This is a genomic window from Mycolicibacterium gilvum (assembly GCF_900454025.1).
Taxonomy (GTDB): domain Bacteria; phylum Actinomycetota; class Actinomycetes; order Mycobacteriales; family Mycobacteriaceae; genus Mycobacterium; species Mycobacterium gilvum.
The window spans coordinates 487712-512748 of sequence record NZ_UGQM01000001.1 but is presented as its reverse complement, the minus strand read 5'-3'; the positions used below and the strand labels follow the sequence as shown (position 1 = coordinate 512748).

Genomic DNA, 25037 nt, shown 5'->3' with positions numbered 1-25037 from the left:
GTCACCGTCAGCGGGTGTGCTGCGGCGGGCCGGGCGCGTGGCTGAGCGTGGGGCCAGCGACGCCAGGATCAGGCGCCGGTTGTCCCAGCTGCGGTCGATCGGCAGATCGTTGTCGTCGTTGTCTGTGCCCATGCTCATCGTGTCGTGTCGTCGTTCATGTCGATGATGTCGTAGATCGCGTCGTGGGCCTTCTGGCCCTCGGTGCGCACCGGCAGGGCCGGGCGGCTGTAGTCGGGTCGCGGCATCGGCTGTGCTGCCGCGGGTACGTGGCCGTAGAAGTGGTAGTGGTTCACCTGAGTCAGCTGCGGCGAAGCCGTCTTGGGTGTGCGGGCGGGAGCCCTGTGGCGGCGGCGACGGCGGAGCGCCAGGCGCACGAGACGGCGCAGCAGGGGCCAGAAGAACCACAGCGTGACGCTGAGGACGAGGCTGTACCCGAAGGCCTCGTAGGGGTCGGTGTGCAGGAAGTGTGTCGCGGCGCCGGTCATGAGCGCCGCGATGATCAGGGTGCGTATCACGGTGATCCTCCTCCGGGGCTGACGGTGGTGATGTGGTGGCCGGCGGCGGCGCCGGCGAGTTCGGGGTCGTAGGTGACGAGGGTGCGCAGTCGTGGTCCGGCGCTCAGGGCCGAGGCGATGTGCAGTGCGTCGACGGTGCGTGCGGGGCTGGGGGCCAGCGCCACGGCGGCGTCGAGGAGGCGCTCGGTGACGGCCACGGTGTCGAGCCCGGCCAGGACGTGGTGCGCGTGACCGGTGGCTTCTGGCGGTAGGGCGGCCACTGCGCGGAGCAGCTCGACTCGTGACAGCGCGCAGGTGATCCACCGGGTGTCGGTGTGCGCGCTGAGGTATGCGGTCAGGGCGGCGGATTCGGGCGCTTCGTCAATGAGTTTCATGAGGGCGGTGGGGTCGAGGTAGATCACCGGTCGTCCCGTGGGGCGGCGGTACTGGCGGTCTGGCGGTACGAGCGGGGTGGGCGTTTGAGGATGTCGGTGACACTGTGTCGGGCGGCAGTGACTTCCTTGCTGGCGATGAGCGCGGTCCAGGGGTCGTAAGCGGCGGGGATCATCTGCGCGACGGGGTGCCCGTTGTTGGTGATCTCGACGGTTTCTCCGGCGGCCACCTCGCGTAGAACCATGGCTGCATTCTGACGCAGTTCACGGACACCGTAGCTCTTCATGTACACAGCGTAGCTCCCAGTAGCACACCGTGTACACAAGTCGATGTGAGAGGGCCGGCGGCGTTGGACGCGCCGAGGCGTGGGGGTAGCGAGCTGCGAAGCCGCATTCATCGCCGGGGCCACGGGTGAACGAGCTGCGCGAGGATCAGCCGGATGCCTGCGGCACAACCTTGGGTACACCCTCGGTTCGGTCGGCCGCTGTGACCGCCCGTGTCGGTCCGAGGTGGGCGGCCCCCTCGCCAGCGGCCGGGGTTGGTGAGGCCGTGGCGCGGGTCGTTGGCGCGCCCTGGCGAGCGGTGGCGCACAGCCTGCGCACCGGCGGCAGACGGGCGTTCAAGCGACATCAGGCCGGGCGTCGACCCGATCCGCCCGCCCGTACCCATCCGGCCCCGGAACTTGGTGGTGGTGCGCAATGGTGCGCCCCGTACGCGGGTACCGCGACCGCCCGCCGAGGGGCCAGCGGCCGAGCCCAGACACACGTCCCGATCTGTCTCCCTGAGGAATGCCGGCGCATGCGACGCGATGGTCGAACAGCCGAGCACCGTGTGTGGACCCGAGGAGCCCCGCAGAAGTGTCAGTGGGTCAGCTTGGCTGCATTCACTGAGCGTGTGTGAGCACCCTCTGGCGCAGGGTGGCGCAGCTGATCTGGGCGGTCATTTCGCGGTGGCCTTCCGGCCGTCGAGAGCGCTACGCAGGGAGGCAATGTCGGGGTGACGGACGTACACGTCCCAGTTCCGGTCGAGGTCGTTGAGGTCGGCTCCAGGAGCCAGATCGAGACCAAGATCGTGCAGGCAGTCGGGCAGCTGCTCGCGGTCGTCGCACAAGTCGTAGACGGGCCAATGGTCGGTGCGGGCCGGGGCGCCGGAAACGGCGTCACCGCTGCCGGTCTCCGACCATCCGGTGAGGGTGATGCGGCCGGTGTCGTCGGCGAGCAGCCATAAGCCGTAGTCCATGTACAGGAGTCCCTTCTGCATTAGCAGCGCTCGCGGGGTGCGGTGTCGATGGTCATGGGGGCGGTGCCTTTCAGACGAGCTTGTTGATCTGGTTGACGAAGTAGCGCTGCACGATCTGAGTGCCGGTGTGGCCGGCCTTGTCCAGTGGCGTGGTGGCGTAGTTCTCGTGAAACCCACCCTTGATGAACTCGGCGTAGTGCTTGACGGCCTGAGCGACGTTGGCAGCGGAGAACTGGGAGAAGGTGGGTCCGAACATTCCGGTGGACTGGCTGCCGACGCCGCCGGTGGCGACGCTGATGGCGTTGAGCACGGCGGTGGCGAGATCGCCGATGTTGACGCCGCCCCCCTGGGAGATGCCCGCTCCGACGGGGCCGAAGCCGCTGACGTTGATGGTGGTGGTGCGGTCCTTCATCTGGGCGAGTGCGGCGCCGACGCTACTGGCGGTGGTGGCGATGGTGGTGATGGCGGCGGGGATGGCCGCCCACGCACGGGAGGTCACCAGGTTGATGACGTTGGTGACGGCGTTGACGAGGTTGGTGGCAGCGCCGGCGACTTGGGGGCCGGCCAGGTAGAACAGCTGCTGGGCGAGGGCCTTGGCGAAGGCGACGCCGCGGCTCATCAGGTTGGGGATCAGGTTGGGATCGTTGACCAGCTGCAGGATCTGGTTGATGGCGGCGGCGGCGGGCGCGATGAGGCCTCCCATGAAGATGGTGGCGAGCTTCTGGGCGGAGCCGGAGGGGTCGGCGGCGTCGAGCTGAGAGCCGAGGTGACCGATCATGCGCATCACGAGGTCACCCTGGGGCAGGTTGCAGTAGTAGTCCCGGGGGGCGCAGACAGAGAGCAGCCCGTTGCGCTGCAGCAGTGACCCAAACCCTCCCGAGCGGACGCCGGCGAAGCCCATGCCTGGATCGCGCAGGCCGATGGTGGGTTGTCCGACTGGGGCCTGGGACGGGTCGGCGACCAGGGCTACGCCGAGCAGTTTGTTGGCGGGGATGACGCCGCGGTTGTGCCCGATGGCGGCGGCGACGTCACCGGCGACGTCGGCGCCTTGGCTGTAGCCGGTGAGGATGAACACGGTGTTCGGGCAGGCGTTCGCGACGGCTTTCAGCCGAGCATTGGTGGCGTCGATGCCGGCGTTCTTGGAGGCGCGGTATCCGCCGCCGTCGGTGCCGCCGACGATGGTCGCGGGGTAGGGCGTGTAGTAGGTGACCATTCGTACGGGGGCGTTCTTACGGAGCGGCTCCAGGATGTTGCCGAGGACGCCCACGGGCTTGTCCGGGTCGGCCTTCGGGTTGGTCTGCGTGGTGCCAGGGACGGCGATGGCTTCCACGGCGGGGCAGTTGGCGGCCAGTGCCGTAGGTGCGGTGTTCAGCAGCAGGGCGACGCTGACGGCGGGTGCGAGCGCCAGTGCGGTGAGGCGGCGGGTGCGGATCATGCGGCGACCGCACCGTCGTAGAAGGTGCACAGCTTGCGGATCGCGCGCTGGGCGCGGCGTTCGACAGCGCTGACGTTGGCGCCCAGGACGCGGGCTGCGGTGGAGGGGCTGAAGACGTCGGAGGTGAGGTAGAGAGCGCGCAGCGTGTCGTGCTCCAGGGCGGTGATGATGCGGCGGTCGCGAGCCTGCTGCAGCAGGGTGGAGGTGTGGTCGTAGTCGTTGCCCAGATCGGCCCTGTCGAGGACGACTGAGTGGGGATCGACGCGCACGGCGACTGCCGGTGATTCGGCGGCGGGCCGGGCTTTGAGGACGCGCTTGAGGGTCTGGCCGTAGAGGTAGCGCGAGTTGAGCAGCTGGGGGTCCCCCGCGGTGCGGATGATCTCGAAGAAGATGCGCAAGGTGTCGTTGTCGCGGGCGTCACGGTCGCTGGAGCGGTAACCGTCGGGGTCGGCCATGTCGGCGATGCGTCGCAGCGGGTGGCGCATGAGGACTGCGGCCATCAGGAGGGCATGGCGGTCACCGCTGCGGGCATAGCGGGCGATCTGAGGTAGGGCGGCGGAGGCGGTCTCCAGGTGCGCGCAGATCGCGGCCGGCGAGGGCGGCGGCTGCTTGTGCAGTGATTGGACGAGGGTCACAGAGGGGGTGAGGTCGCCGCGGCTCGGCCGGGTGAGGAGGCGGTGGGCCTGCTCGGCGAGGTGGTCCCAGGTGTTCATCGAATTCCTTGGCGTCGCGGGTTGGTGACGCGTTCATGGAATCCGCGGGGGTTGTTGCGGGGGTTTGCACAGGAGTTGGCCGCGGCATTGTCAACGCCGCGAAAAGCAAGTGATCTGGGTCACAGTAGGAGTCGGTGACGTGGCCTTTTGTGGTTGACAACTGGGTTGTCAGGGAAGTGGTGTGCGCGGCGGACCGAACGTCGCTGTGCATTGCTGGGGATGCCCAGAAGATGCGGCGCCGGGCCGGCGGAATCGCACGTGAGGACGCGCTGGTGCGGTACGTGCGGGCGCGGGAGGTATTCGCCCAGGTCGTGTGCGCCGCATATGCGGTGATGCGGTTGGCGAATAGTTGTCGAGCTAATTGCACTAGGGGTGTCGCTCGGGATTCCTCTACGCAAGCTCCGAGATCCCGAGCGTAATCCCCTTGTCAAGCATCTAGCGAACATATGCGGCGCATACGCGCGTATGCGTTATCAATTCGTTACCATATGCGGTTGTCGGGATTTCGGGGTCGCAGGGGTCATAAGGGGCTGCTCGAACACCACCGGGGCGTGTCATTCCATCTGTGTAAGTCCGGGGTGGTCCAAGATCGGACCGCCGTTCGGGCGGACAGAAGGAGTGATTTGTGACCAAGGCCATAGCGTCGTCGGGTTCGGGAAAGTCGGCGGCTCGGCAACTGGCGGAGACGTTTTCGGCTGAGACGCTGGATTCGTTGATCAAGGATGCGGTGAAGTCGGGAACCCCGATTGATGGCGCCGATGGTTTGCTCAACGAGTTGACCAAGGCGGTGCTGGAACGGGCGTTGGATTCGGAACTGACCCACCACTTGGGATACGAGGCCGGTGACCCGGCCGGGCGCGGCAGCGGCAATTCCCGCAACGGCACGACACCGAAGACGGTGTCCACGGTCAACGGCCCGGTGGCCATCGCGGTGCCGCGTGATCGTAACGGCTCGTTCGAGCCGGCGATCGTGCCCAAAAAGGTCCGCCGGCTGGGCAACCTCAACTCGGTGGTGTTGTCGCTGTACTCGCGCGGCATGACCACCCGCGACATCGAAGCACATCTCGAGGAGGTGTACGGCGCGTCGGTGTCGCGAGAGCTGATCTCCAACATCACCGAGGTGGTGGTCGATGAGATCAAGGCCTGGCAATCGCGCCCGCTCGACGAGGTCTATCCGATCCTCTACATCGACGGGCTGCGGCTGCGCATCAAAGACAACGGGGTCGTCACCACCAAGGTGGCCTATCTGGCCATCGGCGTGGATCTCGACGGCCGCAAACACGCCCTGGGGGTCTGGATCCAAGACTCCGAGGGGGCGAAGTTCTGGCAGAAAGTCGTGATCGATCTGCGCAACCGCGGGGTGCGCGACATCCTGATCGCCTGCTGCGACGGGCTGACCGGGCTGCCCGACGCGATCCGCTCGATCTACCCCGAGACCGTGGTGCAGACCTCATCTATTAACAATGGACGAGCCGGGATGGTCTCGGCGTTCACCTGCACCACCACGGGCAGGACCTGTGCAAACGCGTCACCTTCGAGGTCCACATGCAGACCCGTCCGCCCGTGGTGGCTGCGGGGCATGGACCGGCCAGCGAGAGCAGCACCACCGGTATCAGCGGTGAGTGCCGAGATGAGGTTCCGGGCACGCCCCGTCATTGCAGCGTGAACTTTCGGATCGAAGGGATCTGACTGCAGTGATTCAGGATAGTCCGGACGGTGGGAAACGTTTCTGGTGCGGCATCGATTGGGGCGGACGCTCCCATCACCTCTGCGTCCTCGACGACGACGGCCAACAGCTCCTCAGCCGCAAAATCGCGCACACCGTCGACGGTCTGATGGCCCTGGTCGAGGTGATCGCTTCGTTGGCCGGCTCAGTGCTCATCGCTATCGAACGCGCCGAGGGCTTGCTTGTCGAACATCTCCAACAGCAATGCGAAGCTGAAATCTATTGCGTATCACCGAAGATCTCGGCTCGGGCCCGTGAACGGTATCGGATGGCGGCAGCAAAATCCGACGAGTTCGACGCCTACGTGCTGGCCGACACGTTGCGTCACCAGCATGCCCAGTGGCGGCCGTTAGCCACCCCGTCGCCGGTCCTTGCCGAGCTGACCGCGATCAGTCGCGACCGTCAACGCATCCTCGACATGCAGGTCGACACCGAAAACCGGCTGCGTTCGATCTTGGAGGCCTACCATCCCGCGCCATTGCACCTGTTCTCCTCACTGGACCGTGACATCACCCTGGCCTTCATCCAGACCTATCCCACGCCCGCGCAAGCGGGCAGGATCACCGCGACGCGGATGGGTGGATTCACCGGCCGTCACGGCTATAGCGGCCGCCAGAAGCCCGAAGCGCTCATCGAGCGCATGCAGCCGCACCTTTTGTCCGCTAGCGAAGGCACTGTGGCCGGTAAAGCGGTGGCGGCGAAAGCATTCACCGAACAACTCGCCTTGCTCAACACCCACTTACGAGGCCACGACAAGCGTCTACGTGAACTACTCGACGCTCACCCCGACACCCACATCTTCACCAGCTTCCCCGGTATCGGACCCGTCACCGCCGCAGTGCTGATCTCGGAGATGGGTGAAGAGCGCACCCGGTTTCCCTCGCCGTCGTCGCTGCTGGCCGACACCGGTTTGGCGCCAGTTACCAAGGCCTCCGGGCGCACACGGCAGGTTCGGTTCCGTTACGCCGCTAACCGCCGCATGCGGCACGCCATTGACTGGTGGATGTTCGTCGCCACCCGTGAAGATCCGTGGTCGGCCGAGATTTACCAGCAGGCCCGTGCTGCCGGCCATGCCCACCATCGAGCGTTACGCGGTCTCGGTGCTCGTTGGGTGCGGATCCTGTGGCGCTGCTGGCAAGACCACACCGCTTACGACCCGGCAGTTCATCACCGCCCGACCGCGGCCTAACTGGTTTACAGAAGCGTCCCGCTGCAGGCAGCAAACAATCGCTGCAGCGCGAACGAACGCGTCCGGAATCAGAAGGTTGACAGCGGGAGTCTGCGTGGTGCACGTGATCCGCAACGCGATGCGGTTCGTGTCCTACAAAGACCGCAAGAAGGTCGCGACATCGATGCGCGCGATCTACAGCGCGCCGACCGTGGAGGCCGCAGAGCTCGCGCTCAAGGACTTCGACACCGCCTACGGCGCCCAGTACCCGGGCGCGATCGACGTGTGGCGCAACGCCTGGCCCGAGTTCGTGCCGTTCCTGGATTATCCGGTCGAGCTGCGCAAGATCGTCTACACCACCAACGCGATCGAATCGATCAACTTCCAACTGCGCAAGATCACCAAGAACCGCGGCCATTTCCCCGACAAGGACGCCGCGATGAAGTTGCTGTACCTCGGGCTGCGCAACATCTCCAGCGAGAGAGGAGGGTTCTCGGGCACCGGAACATACAACTGGACTGTGGCATTGAACACACTCGCCAAGCTGTTTCCAGGGCGACTTCCGTTGTGTTAGAATACAATTCGTAGTCAAATCACCTCTGACTTACACAAAATTCGTGACAGGCTCTCGGCGTCCACCAGATGAATGTCGTGGTGGTCTTCAGCCCAGTCGTCTCCAATAAATAGCGTCAACTCGCCTCCCTACGCGATGTCATGGAACCTTTTACGAGCCCAAGGACACCCGGCGGCAACCTAATGGATCAGTGCTCGGAGCACGACACCCCATCAGCGCTAAAGGTGACCTCACCAACCAGTCGGGGCACGATCTAGGCTTAGGAGTCGAACGATTCTCCAAGGCGAAGCAGTGCTCACCGAGCCGGCGGCTCAGCAATCAGCATCACCCGGACCGACCATTACCGATCGCAGGCTCGCTGATCAGATCCCATTAGGGTGGTCAGCGTGAGTTCCGTCGATTTCCGCGTCTTCGTCGAACCCCAGCAGGGCGCGTCCTACGCCGACCAGCTCGCCGTCGCGCGGACGGCCGAACAGGCCGGCTACTCGGCGTTCTTCCGGTCCGACCACTACCTCGCGATGGCCGGCGACGGTCTTCCGGGACCCACGGATTCCTGGGTGACGCTGGCCGGTCTGGCACGGGAGACGTCGTCGATCCGGCTGGGCACCATGGTCACCTCGGCGACGTTCCGCCATCCCGGGCCGCTCGCGATCTCGGTCGCCCAGGTCGATGAGATGAGTGGTGGCCGAGTCGAATTGGGCCTCGGCGCGGGGTGGTTCGAAGCCGAGCACAAGGCGTACGCGATCCCGTTCCCGCCGCTGGGCGAACGATTCGACCGGCTCACCGAGCAACTCGAGATCCTCACCGGCCTGTGGACGACGCCGACGGGAGAGACCTTCGACTACTCGGGGACGCACTACAGCATCGCCGACTCCCCGGCGCTGCCGAAGCCTGCGCAGAGCCCGCGCCCGCCGATCGTGATCGGCGGGCGGGGCGCCAAGCGGACCCCGGCCCTGACGGCACGGTTCGCCGACGAGTTCAACATCCCGTTCGTCCCCCTCGACGAGCTCACCACCCAGTACGCCCGGGTCGCCGCGGCCGTCGAGGACGCCGGCCGCGCGAAGGATTCGCTGACCTACTCGGCGGCGTTCGTGGTGTGCGTCGGGCGCGACGACGCCGAGATCGCCCGGCGCGCCGCCGCGATCGGCCGCGAGGTCGACGAGATGCGGTCGAACTCCCCCACGGTCGGCACCCCGGCCGAGGTCGTCGACAAGCTCGGGCCGTTCCTGGAAGCCGGCGTGGAGCGCGTCTACCTGCAGGTTCTGGACATGTCGGACCTCGAGCACGTCGAGTTCTTCGCCGAGCAGGTCATCCCCCAGATCCACTGACCGGGCCGTCCGGGGAGGTCGCCGCTACTATCAGTGCCCGTGAACCGACGGGACGACGACGCCGCCGAGGTGCCGCCCGACGCGTGGCACAACCAGACGTCGACCCTGCTCGGGGCCAGCATCGCGGGGATCGCGGCGATCGCGGCGATCGCGCTGATCATCTGGCTGATCACGGTCATCGCACGGCAGTTCAGCGAGCCCGACCCGCCGCCGCTCTACTACATCCCGCCGTCGTCCTCGTCGGCCACGGTGACCGGTTCGACGACGTCCACCACGTCGGGGACCATCACCAGCACCAGCCCCCCGATGACCAGCGACATCAACGACACCAGCACGTCGACCACGCCGTCGGAGTCCACGACGACCCGCAGTACCCGTCCGCCGCGGACACGAGAGTCCGACGAGAACGACGACCGGACGACCACGCGCACCACGCGGGCGCCTCGGACCAACGTGACACGCACGCTCTACCCCGGAACCTGACGGGCCAGCGCCTACTATCGGGTTCCGTGGCACGTTACGGCGATTCCGATGACCCGAACTACTCCGACGACGATCCGACCCAGCTCAGCAACTACGCCTACGGCGAGTACGAGCAGGCGCCGCCGCCGGATGCCGAGTCGCCCGTGCCCTGGTACCGCAAACCCGCCGCGCTGGTCGGGCTCGGCGCGCTCGGCGCCGTTCTCATCGCGCTGATCGTGTTCGGCCTGGCCAAGGCGATCACCGGCGACTCGGACTCCGAGACCACGCCGACATCGTCCCTGACCCCGGTGACCACGACGTCGGCTCCCGCCGCGGTACCTCCGGCCACCGTGACCGAGACCGCGAGCGAGTCGGCGACGACGACCACCGAGCCGACCACGACGACCACCACCACCGAGCCGACGACCACCACCACCACGACAACACCGACGACCACGACGACGCCGAGCACGTCGGTGTCCACCAGCACGAGCACCAGCACGGTCACTCAGACCGAGACGCAGACCGAGACCGTCACCGAGCCTCCGCCGGCGCCGCCGACCCCCTGATCAGCAGGCGAGTTCCGCCGTCGGCACACACTCCGTAGCCGGCGTCTCGGTGGCCGGCGTCTCGCTGACCGTCGTCTCCGCAGGAGCCGGCTCCTGAGTCGCAGTCGGTGTCTCGACGGGCACAGGCTGTGACGTCACCGGCGGCGGCGTCGAGGTAGGCGCGGGCGTCGAGGTGGGTGTCGGGGTCGGCGTCGGCGGCGGCGTCGAGGTGGGTGTCGGGGTCGGCGTGGGTGTCGAGCTCGGCGTCGGTGTGGGTGTCGAGCTGGGCGTGGGTGTGGGCGTCGAGCTGGGAGTGGGTGTCGGGGTCGGCGTGGTGCTCGGCGCGGGAGCCGCGCCCGTCTCCGTAGCCGGTGCTGCCGGACGCGGCACCGCCTGCGGCGCAGCCTGTTTCGCGACCACCCGCTGCGGGGCCGGGGACTGCGGGGCGGCCTGGACGACCCGTGGCGCCGGGGCTGCCGCGACGGTCTCGGTGACGGGCGGGGGCGGCGGTGCGATCTCCACCGGCATGGTGGGAGCCTGCACCGGCGCGGTCGCCACCGGCGCCGCGATGTCCGAGGCGTCCGCTTCCACGGGTCCGACCTGAGCGGTCAGCACCAGCCCGGTCGTCGCGACCGCGGCCAGACACGCTGCAGCGGCGAACAATACGCCGGGCCGGCGGTACCACCCGAGCGGTTCGACGTCGGCCTCGTCGATCTCGTCGGGTTCGAAATGGACATCGGGGCGCGCGTACGCGGTGGCGTACACCGTCTCGTCCTCGAACACGGCGTGCGCCCCAGGATCGTCTGCCTCTGCCGACCACGCCAGCGGCGTCACCGGTGCGGCCACCGTCGCGTTCGCGGCCGTCATCGGCGCCGCCACCGACACCGTCTGCGCCACCGGCTCCGCGCCACGTCGCGCGAGCAGTTCCGCACCAGCGGCCGCCGCGAGTGCGGCACCCGGGGTGGTGACCACCGGGCGTTGCAGAGCCTCCGAAAGTCGTTCGGTCACAAGCGGTATCCGCGCCCCACCGCCGACGGTCGCCACCGCGGCGAGCGCGGCGGGCGAGACGCCGTACCGGTGGAGCGTGGTCACGACCGCGTCGACGAAGCCGCCGACGGCGTCGTCGATCAGGGCTTCGAGCTCGGGGCGCGTCAGTCGGACCGTCGTGCGGCCCCAGACGAGTCCGGTCGCCGTCTCGACAGAGAGCCGCTCCTTGGCGGCCCGGCACCGGTCACGCAACCCCGACAGTGCCGCGACGTGCGCGGTGCCGCCGGGGTCGGTCTCGATCTCGGCGAGGACGTGTTGCAGGACCGCGCCGTCGACACCGTCGCCGGAGAGCACGTCGAGCCGCACGGTGTCCCCGACAGGGGCGAACCCGTTGCCGGCGTCCACCAGCGTGATGCTGCTTCCCCCCGCCCCGAGATCGCACAGCGCGATCACGCCGCGGGTCGGCAGTCCGGGTGAGGCCTGCAGTGCCGTCACCGCGGCCGACACCTCCGAGACGACCGTGACGTGCGGAGCCGCGGACCGGAACGCACCGATCGCCGCGCCGGACCAGTGGGCGGGGACCGCGACCGTGACCAGATCCGGGCGCCGCTGCGGGCTGGCCCAGCGGGTCAGGTCCTCGACCGCGGCTGCCGCGAGCGTCTCCGGCCGGTGGACCGAGTGATCGGCAAGCACCAACGGCACCGGATCCCCGACCCGTTCCACGAACCCCGTCACCGACAGACCCGACGGCACCGTGACGGCCGCGGGGCGGACGGTCGCCCGCCCGTCGGCCACGGCGACGAGGTTGGCTGTGCCCAGCGAGACACCCAGACAACTGCGCATACCTGTACGTCGTTGCGGCGGCCCGAAACGTTAGGCCTCAGCGCCCCCTGCGGGCGTAATCGGCCACGATCGCCTCGGCGCTGCGCACGGCGGCGCGGCATGCCCTCGCGGTGAACGGGTCGTTGAGCGGGTGGTCCGCTCGCCGACGCCACCGCTGAACTGCGGCGAAGGCCGCGCGGGGGCCGTCGAACTCGTCGCCCGGCGGCAGGCCGAGCCGGCTCGCGACGTCGGTGCCGGAGCCGCCGATCACCCGCCGCAACGACGCCATCTCGTCGTCGTTGAGCGTCGTCGGGCGCGACCGCAGCCGGCTGAGCAGCCGCAGCTCCTCGAACGCGTGGGTGTCCGCGAGCAGCGGCTCGATGTCGGCGAGGATCCGCGGCGTCGCATAGACCGGATTGCGCTGCACGAACTGCCGCAGCGACAGCAGCGCGGTGTGTGCCTTGAGCAGATCGGACCGCTGCGCGAACTGCTGGTCGATCACGTCGCGCAGCGCGACCAGCCCACTGCGCTCCAGCAGTTCCTCGGCCAGCGCCACCGAATCGCGCACTCCGGCGCGCAACACCGCGATCGAGATGCGCAGGCCGAACATTCCGAACCGGTCCAGCAGCGCCGCCCGGGTCGCTGCGTCCACGGGCAGCGGGCTGTCCTCGCGCACGAAGCGGTCCACCGACAGCATCGCCTTGGCCAGCTCGGCGGGTTCGACGCCGGCGAGCTTGTCCAGCGCCCCGAACTCGCTCTGCCGCAACGTGCGCGCGGTCAACGCGAGCAGACCGGAGACTGGGACGACGGCCTGGCAGATGCCGGTCTGCTCCATCTCCTTGGTGAAGCGCGCCGCCACGTCGCCGGCCGACATCATCGCGTCGATACGTCCCGCCCCGATCTCGTCGGCGCGGGACGCGACACCGATCACGCCGAGCGCACCGGACGACCCGCCGACCAGTTCGCCGATCTGCTTGAGCAGCGCGATGTCCGGGGCGTTGAGCGTCCGCAGCAGGAACACCACCGCATCCACCCGGGGGACGCCGTCGTCGGGAACCAGCAACCGCAGCGTGCGCGCCGACACGTCCTTGGACAACGACGAAGTGCCGGGGGTGTCGATGATCGTCGCGTCGACCAGTTCGGACGCCGGCCATTCCACGTCGAGGTCGAGCACGTCGTCGGGGTCGAGGCGGGCGAAGTCGAACGTCAGGCCGCCCGCGTGGGGGTCGCGGGCGATCGGCACGTTGGTGCGGCGCCCGCCCCGGTGGTTGGCGGTGACCTTCGGCGTGGGCCCGTGCCGGAACCAGGTGACGATGCGGGTCGCCTCGGTCGCGTCGGTGGGCGCGATCGTCTCTCCGACAAGCGCATTGACCAACGTCGACTTGCCCGCCTTGAGCGTTCCCGCGAGCGCGATCCGCATCGGTTCGTTGAGTCGGCGTCCGATTCGGTCGAGTTCGGCGTGCACGTCGGGACGGTGCCGGTACGCGGGGTCGCTGCGGTAGGCACCGATGGTGCCGTCGAGGATCGCCCGTACGTGGTCGCTGGTACTGATCCCCCGAGCTTAGTGAGCCGGCGCGCTCAGCTTGTGGTCGATGTGGTCGATGACCTGGCGCAGGACGTTGAGCTGGCGGTCCAGCTCCTTGACGCGGGCGGTGCGTTCGGCCTCTTCCATCTTGGCCGCGGAGAGTGTGGCCTGCAGCGACTCGTTGAGCGAACGCGTGGTCTGGTTGGCGATCTCGCGGTAGTGGTCACGCAGTTGACGCTGAATCCCTTTGAGCCGGTCGCGGGACTCCTTGCCCACCGCGAAGGCGACGTCGTCGACGAAGCGGCGGACATTGGTCTTGGCGTCGTTGCGCACCCGCAGCAGCCGGTTCTCCATGTCCTCCTTGTAGGCCTTGCGGCCGAGCACGAAGCCCGCACCCAGCGACAGCGGGTTGAACATGCCCAGGCCGGCGAACGAGGTGAGCATGCCGAACATCAGGACGCCGCCGTAGGAGCCGCGCATCCCGGTGACCACCTTGTGCCCGAACTTCAACGGCTTGGCTTCCAGCTGGGCCAGCGAGCGGAACTCGCCGAGATCGGCGCCCATGTCGCGGGCGTTCAGCGAGGGAATGCGCACGGCGTCGAGCCCCGCCTCGGTGAAGGTTCGCGCCACGTCGGCGGCGAGGGCTTCCGCACGCTGGTAGGCCCAGACGAAGTTGTCGCCGACGGCGGTGGCGACGGCGTCCTCGAGTTCGGCGCCGATCTCGGCCCAGTGCAGCGTCGGGTCGCCGGTCTCGATGACGCGCTCTGTGTGAAAGGTGATGTTGCGGAAGCGCTCTCGCAGATCGTGGTCGACGTCGGCGGTCAGGTCGGCGATACCGTCGTTGAGCACCTGTTGCCACAACGCCGTCTGCTGCAACGCGTCCTGGGCCTCCAGCTTGCGCGCCTCCAGGTCGGCGGTCAGCCGCTGCCTGGTGTGCGGGTCGGTCAGCGCGGAGCGTTCCGACTCCGCGGCGAGCGTCAGATGTTCTGCGGCGGCGCGGATCTCGGCGACGACCTGCTCCCTGACCCCGCCGTTGTGCCGGGACAGCACCTCATCGGAGAGGAACTTCACGATCGCCGGGAAGTTCGACTCCTCGTTGAGCTCTTTGTCGTTGAGCGCCACCGCGTGACTGCGCAGCGTCGAGGACACCGGGACCATCGGGGTGGTGATCCCCGCGCGCCGCAGATGTGCGGCGTTGGCCTCGACCACGCGGCGCCAGTGCGGATACAGGTCGGTTTTGGTCGCGGCGATGACGGCGACCGGGCAGATGTCCAAAGCCTGTCGCATGAACGTCATCTCGGGTTCGGTGAACTCCTGACTGACATCGCTGATCATCAGCATCGCGTCGGCATCGGGCAGCAGCCCCAGGGTCGCCGACAGGTGCGGTTGGCCGTGTCCGCCCACCCCCGGGGTGTCGATGAACGCGAGCCCGCCCTTGAGCAGAGGGCTGGGTGCGGTGACCTCCACCCGCAGCACCTCCCGGCCGCCGGCCTGGGGGGCGCGACGCAGATCGTTGCGCAGGTCCGCGGTCGGGATCTCGATGAGCTCCGGTTCCCGACCGTCCCCGCCGGCCACGACCAGTCGCGCCGACGGCTGCTCCCCGTAGGACACCACCGTCGCCACGACCGTCGATTCGTCGTCCCCGACGCGGGCGACCGGCATGTTGAGCAACGAGTTCAGCAACTGGCTCTTGCCCTGTTTGAGCTGGCCGGCGATCACGACGCGGATCTGCGGGTCCTCGACGCGCCGCGCGGCGCGGTCGAGCCGGGCCACGAGGTCGCCGCGGTCCTGCGTGTCGGCGATCTTCCTGGTGTGCTCGATGAGCTCGAGGACGACCTTCTTCGGGTCGTTCGGTTGCGTCATGGCTCCCTACTCAGGCGGGCGTGTGCTGCGCTGTCTCACGGTAGGCGGACAAACCGGCGGGGACCATCGTTCGGTCCCCGCCGGCAGCCTGGTCAACAGATCAGAACGCGTCCACCAGCGTCGTGTCGTTGTTCGACGCCAGATCGGTGTCGATACCGGTGACGTTGTCGGAGAACAAGTCCGTGCTGGTGTCGTTGCCCGACCCGATGTTGGACTCGTAGGTCGAGGAGTTGTCCTCGATCGAGCTCTCGGTCGAGGTCGCGATGTCGGTCTGCACCGAGGTGTTGGTGCTGTTGTCTTCGACGTTGCCGCTGCCGTAGTCACCGTCGACCTGGGTGCCGCTGTTGACGTCGGTGTCGGTGATGATGATGCCGCCGCCGTTGCCGCCGGAACCGCCGACCGCGGTGCCGGAACCGATGCCGATCAGGCTGCCGCCGCCGTCGGCGCCGCCACCGTTGCCACCGCTGGTGTCGACGTCGTTGAGCACCGGGGCGTCGTTGTCGGCGATCAGGTCGCCGCCGGCGGTCTTCGAGTTGTCCTCGACCTCGTTGTCCTTGCCGACCACGACGTTGGAGCCCGAGCCGGCCAGGATGTCACCGTTGTTCATGGTGTTGCCGTCCCCGAGGACCGCGCCGTCGCCGCTGACGATGTCGCCGTCGTTGTCGCCGTCGACCACGACGCCGCCGTCGGTGGCGGTGTTGCTGGTCTTGTCACCGAAGGTGATGTCGCCGAAGCCGAGGTTGAACGCACCGTTCTGGGCGTTCGCGCCGGCGTCCTGCACCGGGCTGGCCACCGGGACGTTGTTTCCGCTGAGCAGGTCGGTGGTGGTTTCCGGAGCGAAGGTGGGTGCGTAGGACGTCTGCGGCGAGAACGGCGACGCGAAGTTCGACGCGAGCTGGTGATGGTCGGCGACCGCGCGCTGCAGGCCGACGATCGGGTCGCCGCCGCCGAGGGCGTAGCCGGCCGGTGCGGCCGTCGCGGCCACCGACGCGAGCTGGGCGGCGGTCACGTTCGGCAGGCCGGCGTCGCGCAGTGCGCCGTCGGGGTCGATGACGAAGGACTGGGCCGCGGCCGGGCTGCGGAAGAGGTCGAGGATGAAGTCGATGAGAGTGTTCATGAGAGTCCCCTTTCTGGGTGTGTCTCGCCGGTTCCTCCCGGCGTCTGGGAACCAATGTATGGAGCCTGGCACGTGCCGGAAACGGGGCTCGTGCCCAATCCCCAGCACGGCCCACTAGGGCTGCGGGGGCGCCCCTATTAGGGGATTGGGGGATACATCGGGGGATCCCCACGGCCCTCCATTGGCGCAGGCCAGAACCACAGAAACGACAAAGACCCGCACGGATCACAGGATCCGTGCGGGTCTCGGAGTAGAGAGGGGTCAGTCGAAGAGGTCGAACGAGGACGGCAGATCCCCGGGGTCGGTATCGACGAGGTGCGTATCCCATTCCGCCCCGAGGCCGACCCCGGTCGATGGGACATCGTCGAGCACGGCAGGGTCGTCCATCTGCACCGATACCGCCGGCTCCACCAGATCGAGGGCCGTCGGCACCGCCCCCTCGGGCTCGATGTCCTCGACGACGGCAGGCGCGAACGGGGTGGAATCCGCGACGACCGTGGCGGGCACCTGAACGTCGAACGCGTCGAAGGCCGCGGTCGCGGCACCGGTTGCCCACACATTGGCCTGCGGTTCGGCGCCGAAGGCGTCGAGGCCGTGGGCAGGGACCGACATGGACAGTGACTCCGCGACGACAGGGATCAAGTTCTGCACATCCGTGCTGGTCACACTGCCCAAGTCCGCATCAGCGATCGCCTGGGCCGGATCCGCGGCATAGCGGGCCGCGGCATCGGGGTCGCGCACCAACGCCATCACGAAATCGAGTAGCGAGTTCGCCACGACCGTCTCCTTCCCCCGGGCTCACGTGTCCTCGATGGTAGGTGCGGTCGACCGTCGACCGGATCGGTGCACACCCCGCGCTGCCGCTTCGGGCGTTAGGGGCAGGCCCGTTAGGGGATTCGCCACACTAGGGGAACGTCCACCGCCGGGTGTCGGCGAGCGGTTATGGTGGTGCACGGTCCAGACAGGAGAGGCGCCGCAGCATGACCGAACCCCTCGGGTTGTCGATCGGCACGACAAACCTGGTGGCGGCCCGGGTGGGCCGTCCACCTGTGACCCGCCGCGCCATTCTCACCCTCGTCGCCGGCCAGGCCCCTCAGGTCGGCACCCCCGAGGAGAACGCGGGCAACAACCCGTCCGGCGTGGTTCTGACGGGCTTCGTCGACAGGGTCGGCGACCCGGTGCCGCTGATCGCCGAGGACGGCAGCGCCCATCGCGGTGAACAGGTGCTGGCCGCCGCGCTCGACGCGATGGCGCGACTGGTGGACGGTGGCTCCCCGGTCGCGATCGCCGTGCCCTCGCACTGGGGCCCGGGCACGGTGGGTGCGCTGCGCGGTGCGCTGCGGACCGTGCCAAGCCTGTCCCCCGGCGGGGTGCCCGCCACGCTGATCCCGGATTCGACCGCGGCACTGGCGTCACTGCGCGTCTCTCCGGGACTGCCCGGCAGCGGCGTCGTCGTCCTCGTCGATCTCGGCGGCGGCGGTTCCAGCGTGACCCTGGCCGACGCGGGCGCGAACCTCGTCGTCGTCGGTCAGACGGTCCGATATCCGGAGTTCTCCGGCGACGGCATCGACCGTGCCCTGCTCGACCATGTGCTCGCCGGGGTCGCCGACACCGACCAGGCCGACACCGCGGGAACCGCCGCGGTCGGTCCGCTGATGCGACTGCGCGAGGAGTGCCGCGCCGCGAAAGAGAGGCTGTCCTCCGAGACCGCCACCGCCGTCCCGGTCGACCTGCCGGGCTTCCGCTCCGAGGTCCGGGTGACCCGCCCCGAGCTGGAGCAGATGATCGCCGGTCCGCTCGACGGGTTGCTCAGCCTCATCGACGACACGCTGACGCGCAATGGCGTTGCGACAGAGAACATCTCGGCGATCGCCACCGTGGGTGGCGGTGCCGCCATACCGCTGGTGACCCAGCGGCTGTCCGAACGTCTGCGCGCGCCGGTGGTCACCACACCGCAGGCCCTGCTCAACATCGGCGCCGGCGCCGCGCTGATCGCGAACCAGACGCTGGACGCCGACGCCCCGACGGGCATGGCGCCGACCGGCATGGCCGCCGCGGCCGACGTACCGACCGCGATGGGCCCGGCCGTCGACGCACCCACCGCGCTGGGACCCGCGGCCCCACCCGTCGCCGGCGGCGCGCTCGCGTGGTCCCAGGACGACGACGGCGTCCAGGATCCGTTGCCCTACACCGGCGCCGACTACACCTCACCGGCGGGATACGGCGACGCCGCGACCGGCGCCCGCCCTCCGGTCGCGTTCGCGCCGGGCGACGACGGTTACTCCGACGACCTGCCACCACTGCCCTGGTACAAGCGGCCGCCGGTGCTGTTCGGGCTCGCCGCCGCGGCCGCGCTGCTGGCGGTGGGTGGTCTGGCGGTGACGCTGACCTCGTCGGAAGGATCGACGACGGTCACCGAAACCGCAAGCACCACAGCACCTTCGGACACCACCCCGGTAGAGCTCCCGCCCCCGGTGACCACGGTGACGATCGGGCCCGACGGCGTGGCGACCACCACGGTCAGTCAGCCGCCGCCTCCGCCGCCGTCGTCGACCTCGTCGACCACCACCACGACGCCGTCCTCGTCGACCACGACCACGACGACCACGACGACGACCACCACGACCACCACCACCACGGCGCCGACGACCACGACCACGCGGACCACCACGGCGCCACCGACCACGACACCGCCGCCGACCACCACCCAGGCACCGCCCCCGCCGACGACGGAGGAACCGCCTCCGACGGTCGATCCGCCGGACCCGATCGTCACGACGGTCATTCCGGACGGCGGCGCCTGACCTGTGTTGCCGGCCGCCCGCGAGGCGATCGCAGCCGTCGACGCCGATCCGCGCGCGGCAACCAAGTCACTGGTGACCGGGGGTATCGGCACCGGGAAGACGACGCTGCTGGCGGCGATGCGCACCACGTTCCGGTCCGCGGGTCGTCAGGTCCTCTCCCGACCACCCGACGCAGGGACCCCCGGCGACGGGGCCGGGTACGCGCTCGTCGTCGACGACGCCCATCTGCTCGGCGACGACGACCTCGACCGTCTCACCGACCTGGCGGGCGACCCGGCGTCCACCGTGGTGATCGCGACGCAGGCGCTGATGCACCGGTCTCGCCTGCAGGTCCTGATGACCGTGCTGGCGCGCGAGAACCCCGAGGTCGCGCTGCGCCCACTGACGGCGGCGCAGGTGCAGGAGGCGGCGACGTCGGCACTGGGCGCATCGGTCGTGCCCGAGCTGACCCGGCTGCTGGTCTCGGTGACGGGCGGCTTCCCGTTCCTGGTGTCGGCGGCCCTGTCGGCGATCCCCGACGGCGCACAGTCCGCGCGCCAGGCCGCCCACTTCGCGCTGATCGAGCGGCTCGCCCGGCTCGACGGGCACCTGCTCGACACACTGCTCGTGATGACGCTGAGCCCCGGTCTGGGACCCGACGATGTCGCCGCCGCGTTGCGGACACCGGCGGACGAGGCGGTCGCCGCGGTGGACTCGGCCCGCGCGACCGCGCTGATCGATCCTGCACACACATCGCAGTTCCTCGCCGCGGTGCACGACGGGATCGCCCAGATCGTCGGTGCGGCAAGGCATCACGACGTCGAGATGGCGGTGCTCGATTCGCAGCTGGCGCTGTGCACGCTGACCGCCGACCTCGCGTTGCGCATCGCCGACCACGGCGTCCGGGACGATCGGCTGGCGACCACACTCACCGGTTTCGCCGCGCGCGTCCCCGACCGTCCTGCGCGCGCCGCGCGGCTGTACCGCGCCGCGACCGACGCCGGCACCACCGCGGTGCGACCGGCCCTCGCCGACGCGCTCGTGCTCACCGGGGACTGCGTGACGGCAGGCCGGCTCGCCGATGATCTGCTGACCTCGCAGGACCCCGACGAGCGCGCCGCCGCCGTGCGCATCGCGGCGAGCATCGCGCTGCACGACGGCGCCGCGCGGCAGGCAGCGGACCTCTTCGCGTGGCTGGGTCCGGCACCGGACGCCGTCGTCGGGGCGGCCGAGACCATCGCCGCGCTGGCCGTCGGCGACGCCGCCGCGGTCAGGTCGACCGCGCAGGGCCCGCCGTCGGGTCCGCCGACCTCCGTCGCACGCTCGGCACGGGCCATCACCGAGGGCCTGGTCATGACCCTCGATCAGCCCTACCCCGCCGCGATCGCGCGGTTGAGTCAGGCGATCGCGGTGGATGCGGTGCACGGCGTTCTGCCCGACACCCCCGCCGCGCTGGTGACACTGGCCGCGCTGCACGGCGGCGATCCGGTGCGGGCCCGCAGCGTGATCGGCCGCGCCGTCCTCGCCGACAGCCGTCCCGATCGCGCCGACGCGACCTTCGTCACATCCCGGCACCGTCTGCTTCAGGGCTGGGCGTACATGCAGGACGGGCAGTTGGCGGCCGCGGCGGCGGCCATCCCGGCTGACGGCGACCCGCGCCTGCACCGACGGGACGCGTTGTGGGCGGCGGCGCTGCACACCGGGATCGCACGGCGCAGCGGTGACACCGGCGCGATGCAGATGCACTGGCGTTCGGCGATGGACGTGCTCGCGGAGAGTTCGGCCGACCTGTTCACCGTCCTCCCGCTCGGTGAGCTGTGGATCGCCGCGTCGCGGCTGCGTCAGGTCGACCAGGTGCGCCACTCGCTGGACGAGGTGTTCGGACTGCTGGCGGCGTTGGGCGATCCGCTGTTGTGGTCGATACCCCTGCACTGGGCCGGGGTGCACGCGGGCATCCTTGCGAACTCCCCGGATGCGGTCGCGCCTCACGGCGCGGCGCTGACCGCGGCAGCCCCGCACGCGCAGTTCGCGAAGGCCCTGGCAGCGGCCGGTCGGACCTGGCTGCGGGTACTCGCCGACCGCGTCGACGTCGCCGAGGTCACGGCTGCGGCTCGCGGTCTGGCGCTGCACGGCCACACCTGGGACGCCACCCGGCTCGCCGGTCAGGCGGCGCTGCAGACCACCGACTCCCGGGCAGCCCAGGCGATGCTGCAGCTCGCCCGGGATCTGAAGGCCACGGTCGCCGTCTCCGATGCGTCCGTCCCCTCGTCCGCGACCGACACGGTCGCGCCCCCGCCGGCGGTGCCCCAGCGGGTGTCGTCGACGCAGTTGTCGGAACGCGAACGCGAAGTCGCCGAGCTGCTGCTCCAGGGCCTGCCCTATCGCGAGATCGGGTCGCAACTGTTCATCTCGGCAAAGACCGTCGAGCACCACGTCGCCCGGATCCGGCGTCGTCTCGGCGCGGAATCGCGGTCGGAGATGCTGTCGATGCTGCGGGCCGCACTCGACACCCCGGCCTCGCGCTGACCGGCCCGCCCAACTAGTTAGGTCAGCCTTCGTAGCGCTGATTATCCGGCTGATGTAACTATGAGCAGGCACCGAGCTGAAGTTACTCGCCAGTAACCTACTCTAAGTTACCCACGGGTAACACGAAAACCGGAGGCCCGCGTGGAAACGCAGATGCTGATCAGGATCATTGCCGGGGTTCTGATGCTCGCCGTCGTCGGGGTGTTCGCCGCCAAGCGAGTGCTGTGGCTGACCAAGCTGATCCGCTCCGGGCAACCGCTGAGCGAGGGCAACAACCGCAAGGACCACCTCCAGAAGCGCATCACCACGCAGTTCGAAGAGGTCTTCGGGCAAACGCGCCTGCTGCGCTGGTCCATCCCGGGCATCGCCCACTTCTTCACCATGTGGGGCTTCTTCGTCCTGGCGACGGTGTACCTGGAAGCGTTCGGCCTGCTCGTCGACCACGACTTCCACATCCCGCTGATCGGCCGGTGGGACGCGCTGGGCTTCCTGCAGGACTTCTTCGCCGTCGCGGTGCTGCTCGGCATCATCACCTTCGCGATCATCCGCATCGTCCGCGAGCCCAAGAAGCACGGCCGCGACTCCCGGTTCTACGGCTCGCACACCGGCGGCGCCTGGCTGATCCTGTTCATGATCTTCAACGTCATCTGGACCTACGCGCTGGTCCGTGGCGCGGCCGCCGTCGTCGGCAACCTGCCCTACGGCAACGGCGCGTTCTTCTCCCAGTTCATGGGCTGGATCATGCGTCCGCTCGGCCACACCGCCAACGAGTGGATCGAAACGATCGCGCTGCTGGCGCACATCGCGATCATGCTGGTGTTCCTGCTGATCGTGCTGCACTCCAAGCACCTGCACATCGGCCTGGCGCCGATCAACGTCACGTTCAAGCGCCTGCCCAACGGGCTGGGCCCGCTGCTGCCCGTCGAGTCCAAGGGCGAACTCGTCGACTTCGAGGATCCCGCCGAGGACGCCGTGCTGGGCCGCGGCAAGATCGAGGACTTCACCTGGAAGGGCTATCTCGACTTCACGACCTGCACCGAGTGTGGTCGCTGCCAGTCGCAGTGTCCGGCATGGAACACCGGTAAGCCGCTTTCGCCGAAGCTCGTGATCATGAATCTGCGCGACCACATGTTCGCCAAGGCGCCGTACTTCCTCGACGGCAAGGAGTCGCCGCTGGAGAACACCCCCGAGGGTGGGCTCGGCGAGGAGCTGCGCGGCGAGAAGCACAGCGAGAAGCACTCCCACGAGCACGTCCCGGAGTCCGGCTTCGAGCGCATCCCCGCCGATTCCCCGCTGCAGGCGACCCGCCCACTGGTCGGCACCCTCGAAGAGGGCGGCGTCATCGACCCCGACGTGCTGTGGTCCTGCACGACCTGCGGCGCGTGCGTCGAGCAGTGCCCGGTGGACATCGAGCACATCGACCACATCGTGGACATGCGCCGCTACCAGGTGATGATGGAGTCCGAGTTCCCCGGTGAGCTCGGTGTGCTGTTCAAGAACCTGGAGACCAAGGGCAACCCGTGGGGCCAGAACTCCAAGGACCGCACCAACTGGATCGACGAGGTCGACTTCGACGTGCCGGTCTTCGGCAAGGACGTCGATTCGTTCGAGGGCTACGAGTACCTGTTCTGGGTCGGCTGCGCCGGCGCCTACGAGGACCGAGCCAAGAAGACGACGAAGGCCGTCGCCGAGCTGCTGTCCGCCGCCGGAGTGAAGTACCTGGTCCTCGGCGAGGGCGAGACCTGCAACGGCGACTCCGCGCGCCGCTCAGGCAACGAGTTCCTGTTCCAGCAGCTCGCCGCACAGAACGTCGAGACCCTCAACGATCTGTTCTCCGGCATCGAGCGGGTGGACCGCAAGGTCGTCGTCACCTGCCCGCACTGCTTCAACACGCTGGGCCGCGAATACCCGCAGGTCGGCGGTAACTACACCGTGCTGCACCACACCCAGCTGCTGAACCGCCTCGTCCGGGACAAGAAGCTCGTCCCGGTGAAGTCGACCGACGGCAGCCCGAACGGTCAGGACATCACCTACCACGACCCCTGCTACCTCGGCCGGCACAACAAGGAGTACTCGGCACCGCGTGAGTTGATCGGGGCCTCCGGCGCGAAGCTGACGGAGATGCCCCGCCATGCCGACCGTGGTCTGTGCTGTGGCGCCGGTGGCGCCCGGATGTGGATGGAAGAGCACATCGGCAAGCGCGTCAACACCGAGCGCACCGAGGAGGCCATCGACACCGGCGCCTCGGCGATCGCCACCGGGTGCCCGTTCTGCCGCGTGATGATGACCGACGGCGTCGACGACGTGTCCGCGACCCGCGACATCGAAAAGGTCGAGGTGCTCGACGTGGCCCAGCTGCTGCTCGGGTCGCTGGACAAGAGCACCTTCACGCTGCCCGAGAAGGGCACGGCGGCCAAGGAATCCGAGGAGCGCGCGGCACGGATCGCGGCCGAGGCACCCGCCGAAGTCGAGGCCGAAGAGCCGGAGGCCGCCCCGGCCGAGGAGGCCGCACCCGCCGAAGCCAAGGCCGGCACAGCGACCGAAACCAAGCCCGTCACCGGCCTCGGTGTCGCCGGTGGTGCGAAGCGTCCCGGCGCCAAGAAGACCGCGGCTGCGCCCGCCGAGGACAAGCCGGCCGCCGCGGCGGCTCCGGCGAAGGGTCTCGGCATCGCCGGCGGCGCCAAGCGTCCCGGCGCCAAGAAAGCGGCTCCCGCGGCTGAGGCGGCTCCCGCCGCCGACGCACCGGCCAAGGCCGAGCCCGAGGTCAAGGGCCTGGGCATCGCCGGCGGCGCCAAGCGTCCCGGCGCCAAGAAGGCGGCTCCCGCGGTTGAGGCGGCTCCCGCCGCCGACGCACCGGCCAAGGCCGAGCCCGAGGCCAAGGGTCTGGGCATCGCCGGCGGCGCCAAGCGTCCCGGCGCCAAGAAGGCGTCCGGCACCGTGGTGCAGCCGCCCAACGTGGACCCGGACAAGGCCGAGGCCGGCACCGAGTCCGCCGGCACCGCCGATTCCGACCGTGGGCTCGACGACGCTCCGAAGCCGGAACCCGAGGTCAAGGGTCTGGGCATCGCGGCGGGCGCACGTCGTCCGGGTGCGAAGAAGAAGGCCCCGGCCGCGGCCCCGGACTCGGCTCCGGCCGCAGCGCCCGAGCCCGAGCCCGCCGAACCCGAGGCCGCCGCGCCGGAATCCGCACCCGCGACACCGTCGTCGAACGGTTCGGACGGCTCGAAAGGCGACGACCGCGTCGTCGGAGACGAGGCGCCGGTGAAGGGTCTCGGCATCGCCAAGGGCGCCCGCCGTCCGGGCAAGCGCTGATCCCACTCACGACACCAGGGCC

At 69.1% G+C, this 25037-nt stretch carries 18 protein-coding genes and 2 pseudogenes; 9 read left to right on the top strand and 11 right to left on the bottom strand.

What is annotated here, in order from left to right; all coding sequences use genetic code 11:
• Positions 1-134 precede the first annotated feature (134 nt).
• From DYE23_RS02305 to DYE23_RS02280, 6 genes are all read right to left on the bottom strand, one after another.
• Entirely contained in the window at positions 135-515 is a 381-nt protein-coding gene (locus tag DYE23_RS02305) for a hypothetical protein (RefSeq protein ID WP_115326389.1), read from the bottom strand.
• The gene (locus tag DYE23_RS02300) at positions 512-916 is read right to left on the bottom strand and encodes a PIN domain-containing protein (protein WP_115326388.1); all 405 of its coding nucleotides are present in this window, start codon (positions 914-916) and stop codon (positions 512-514) included. The genes DYE23_RS02305 and DYE23_RS02300 overlap by 4 nt, the downstream gene beginning before the upstream one ends.
• Positions 913-1173 carry a type II toxin-antitoxin system Phd/YefM family antitoxin gene (locus tag DYE23_RS02295; protein ID WP_115328840.1) on the bottom strand — a complete coding sequence of 87 codons (261 nt, stop codon included), beginning with the start codon at positions 1171-1173 and terminating at the stop codon, positions 913-915. Before DYE23_RS02295 ends, DYE23_RS02300 begins: the two co-directional genes overlap by 4 nt.
• Positions 1174-1826: 653 nt before the next feature.
• Positions 1827-2147, bottom strand: a complete 321-nt coding sequence (locus DYE23_RS02290) for a hypothetical protein (protein WP_115326387.1) — start codon at positions 2145-2147, stop codon at positions 1827-1829.
• Positions 2148-2196: 49 nt separating this feature from the next.
• On the bottom strand, positions 2197-3561 hold the full coding sequence (locus DYE23_RS02285) for a cutinase family protein (RefSeq protein ID WP_115326386.1): 1365 nt from the start codon (positions 3559-3561) through the stop codon (positions 2197-2199).
• The gene (locus DYE23_RS02280) at positions 3558-4274 is read right to left on the bottom strand and encodes a hypothetical protein (RefSeq protein WP_115326385.1); all 717 of its coding nucleotides are present in this window, start codon (positions 4272-4274) and stop codon (positions 3558-3560) included. The genes DYE23_RS02285 and DYE23_RS02280 overlap by 4 nt, the downstream gene beginning before the upstream one ends.
• Positions 4275-4950: 676 nt before the next feature.
• Here DYE23_RS02280 and DYE23_RS02275 point away from each other — a divergent pair.
• The 6 genes and pseudogenes from DYE23_RS02275 to DYE23_RS02250 all read left to right on the top strand — a co-directional run.
• Positions 4951-5754, top strand: a pseudogene (locus DYE23_RS02275) (IS256 family transposase); the annotation flags it as partial.
• Between the two features lie 214 nt (positions 5755-5968).
• Positions 5969-7189: an IS110 family RNA-guided transposase gene (locus tag DYE23_RS02270; protein WP_079654850.1), complete on the top strand. Its 1221-nt coding sequence runs from the start codon at positions 5969-5971 to the stop codon at positions 7187-7189.
• A gap of 91 nt (positions 7190-7280) precedes the next feature.
• Positions 7281-7742 (top strand): annotated as a pseudogene (locus DYE23_RS02265) (transposase); the annotation flags it as partial.
• 386 nt (positions 7743-8128) lie between these two features.
• Positions 8129-9070 carry an LLM class F420-dependent oxidoreductase gene (locus DYE23_RS02260; protein WP_011891269.1) on the top strand — a complete coding sequence of 314 codons (942 nt, stop codon included), beginning with the start codon at positions 8129-8131 and terminating at the stop codon, positions 9068-9070.
• Between the two features lie 39 nt (positions 9071-9109).
• Positions 9110-9553, top strand: coding sequence for a hypothetical protein (locus tag DYE23_RS02255; RefSeq protein WP_308207157.1), 444 nt, complete (start codon positions 9110-9112; stop codon positions 9551-9553).
• A 26-nt stretch (positions 9554-9579) separates the two neighbouring features.
• On the top strand, positions 9580-10101 hold the full coding sequence (locus tag DYE23_RS02250; RefSeq protein WP_115326383.1) for a hypothetical protein: 522 nt from the start codon (positions 9580-9582) through the stop codon (positions 10099-10101).
• Here DYE23_RS02250 and DYE23_RS02245 read toward each other — a convergent pair whose 3' ends face one another.
• The 5 genes from DYE23_RS02245 to DYE23_RS02225 all read right to left on the bottom strand — a co-directional run bounded on the left by DYE23_RS02245 (position 10102) and on the right by DYE23_RS02225 (position 17171).
• Positions 10102-11910 (bottom strand): Hsp70 family protein, encoded by a 1809-nt coding sequence (locus DYE23_RS02245; RefSeq protein WP_115326382.1) that lies wholly within the window; start codon positions 11908-11910, stop codon positions 10102-10104.
• Positions 11911-11947: 37 nt separating this feature from the next.
• Positions 11948-13441 (bottom strand): dynamin family protein, encoded by a 1494-nt coding sequence (locus DYE23_RS02240; protein WP_115326381.1) that lies wholly within the window; start codon positions 13439-13441, stop codon positions 11948-11950.
• Positions 13442-13450: 9 nt separating this feature from the next.
• On the bottom strand, positions 13451-15277 hold the full coding sequence (locus tag DYE23_RS02235; protein WP_115326380.1) for a dynamin-like GTPase family protein: 1827 nt from the start codon (positions 15275-15277) through the stop codon (positions 13451-13453).
• Between the two features lie 100 nt (positions 15278-15377).
• Positions 15378-16394 carry an IniB N-terminal domain-containing protein gene (locus tag DYE23_RS02230; RefSeq protein ID WP_115326379.1) on the bottom strand — a complete coding sequence of 339 codons (1017 nt, stop codon included), beginning with the start codon at positions 16392-16394 and terminating at the stop codon, positions 15378-15380.
• A gap of 261 nt (positions 16395-16655) precedes the next feature.
• Complete coding sequence (locus DYE23_RS02225; protein WP_011891276.1) at positions 16656-17171, bottom strand: Rv0340 family IniB-related protein; 516 nt, start codon at positions 17169-17171, stop codon at positions 16656-16658.
• A 203-nt stretch (positions 17172-17374) separates the two neighbouring features.
• On the opposite strand from DYE23_RS02225, the gene DYE23_RS02220 reads away from it, so the two are divergent.
• From DYE23_RS02220 to DYE23_RS02210, 3 genes are all read left to right on the top strand, one after another.
• Complete coding sequence (locus tag DYE23_RS02220) at positions 17375-19198, top strand: Hsp70 family protein (protein WP_115326378.1); 1824 nt, start codon at positions 17375-17377, stop codon at positions 19196-19198.
• A 3-nt stretch (positions 19199-19201) separates the two neighbouring features.
• Complete coding sequence (iniR, locus tag DYE23_RS31110; protein ID WP_115326377.1) at positions 19202-21703, top strand: isoniazid response ATPase/transcriptional regulator IniR; 2502 nt, start codon at positions 19202-19204, stop codon at positions 21701-21703.
• A gap of 141 nt (positions 21704-21844) precedes the next feature.
• A complete protein-coding gene (locus DYE23_RS02210; protein ID WP_172527689.1) occupies positions 21845-25015 on the top strand; it encodes a 4Fe-4S dicluster domain-containing protein in 3171 nt (1056 codons plus the stop codon).
• Positions 25016-25037 lie beyond the last annotated feature (22 nt).

Bases quoted from the DNA above. Each gene is read 5' to 3' on its own strand.
- DYE23_RS02295 (WP_115328840.1), bottom strand. From the start codon at position 1,173: ATGAAGAGCTACGGTGTCCGTGAACTGCGTCAGAATGCAGCCATGGTT.
- DYE23_RS02235 (WP_115326380.1), bottom strand. From the start codon at position 15,277: ATGACGCAACCGAACGACCCGAAGAAGGTCGTCCTCGAGCTCATCGAG.
- DYE23_RS02280 (WP_115326385.1), bottom strand. From the start codon at position 4,274: ATGAACACCTGGGACCACCTCGCCGAGCAGGCCCACCGCCTCCTCACC.
- DYE23_RS02220 (WP_115326378.1), top strand. From the start codon at position 17,375: ATGACCGAACCCCTCGGGTTGTCGATCGGCACGACAAACCTGGTGGCG.
- DYE23_RS02245 (WP_115326382.1), bottom strand. From the start codon at position 11,910: ATGCGCAGTTGTCTGGGTGTCTCGCTGGGCACAGCCAACCTCGTCGCC.
- DYE23_RS02290 (WP_115326387.1), bottom strand. From the start codon at position 2,147: ATGCAGAAGGGACTCCTGTACATGGACTACGGCTTATGGCTGCTCGCC.
- DYE23_RS02230 (WP_115326379.1), bottom strand. From the start codon at position 16,394: ATGAACACTCTCATCGACTTCATCCTCGACCTCTTCCGCAGCCCGGCC.
- DYE23_RS02285 (WP_115326386.1), bottom strand. From the start codon at position 3,561: ATGATCCGCACCCGCCGCCTCACCGCACTGGCGCTCGCACCCGCCGTC.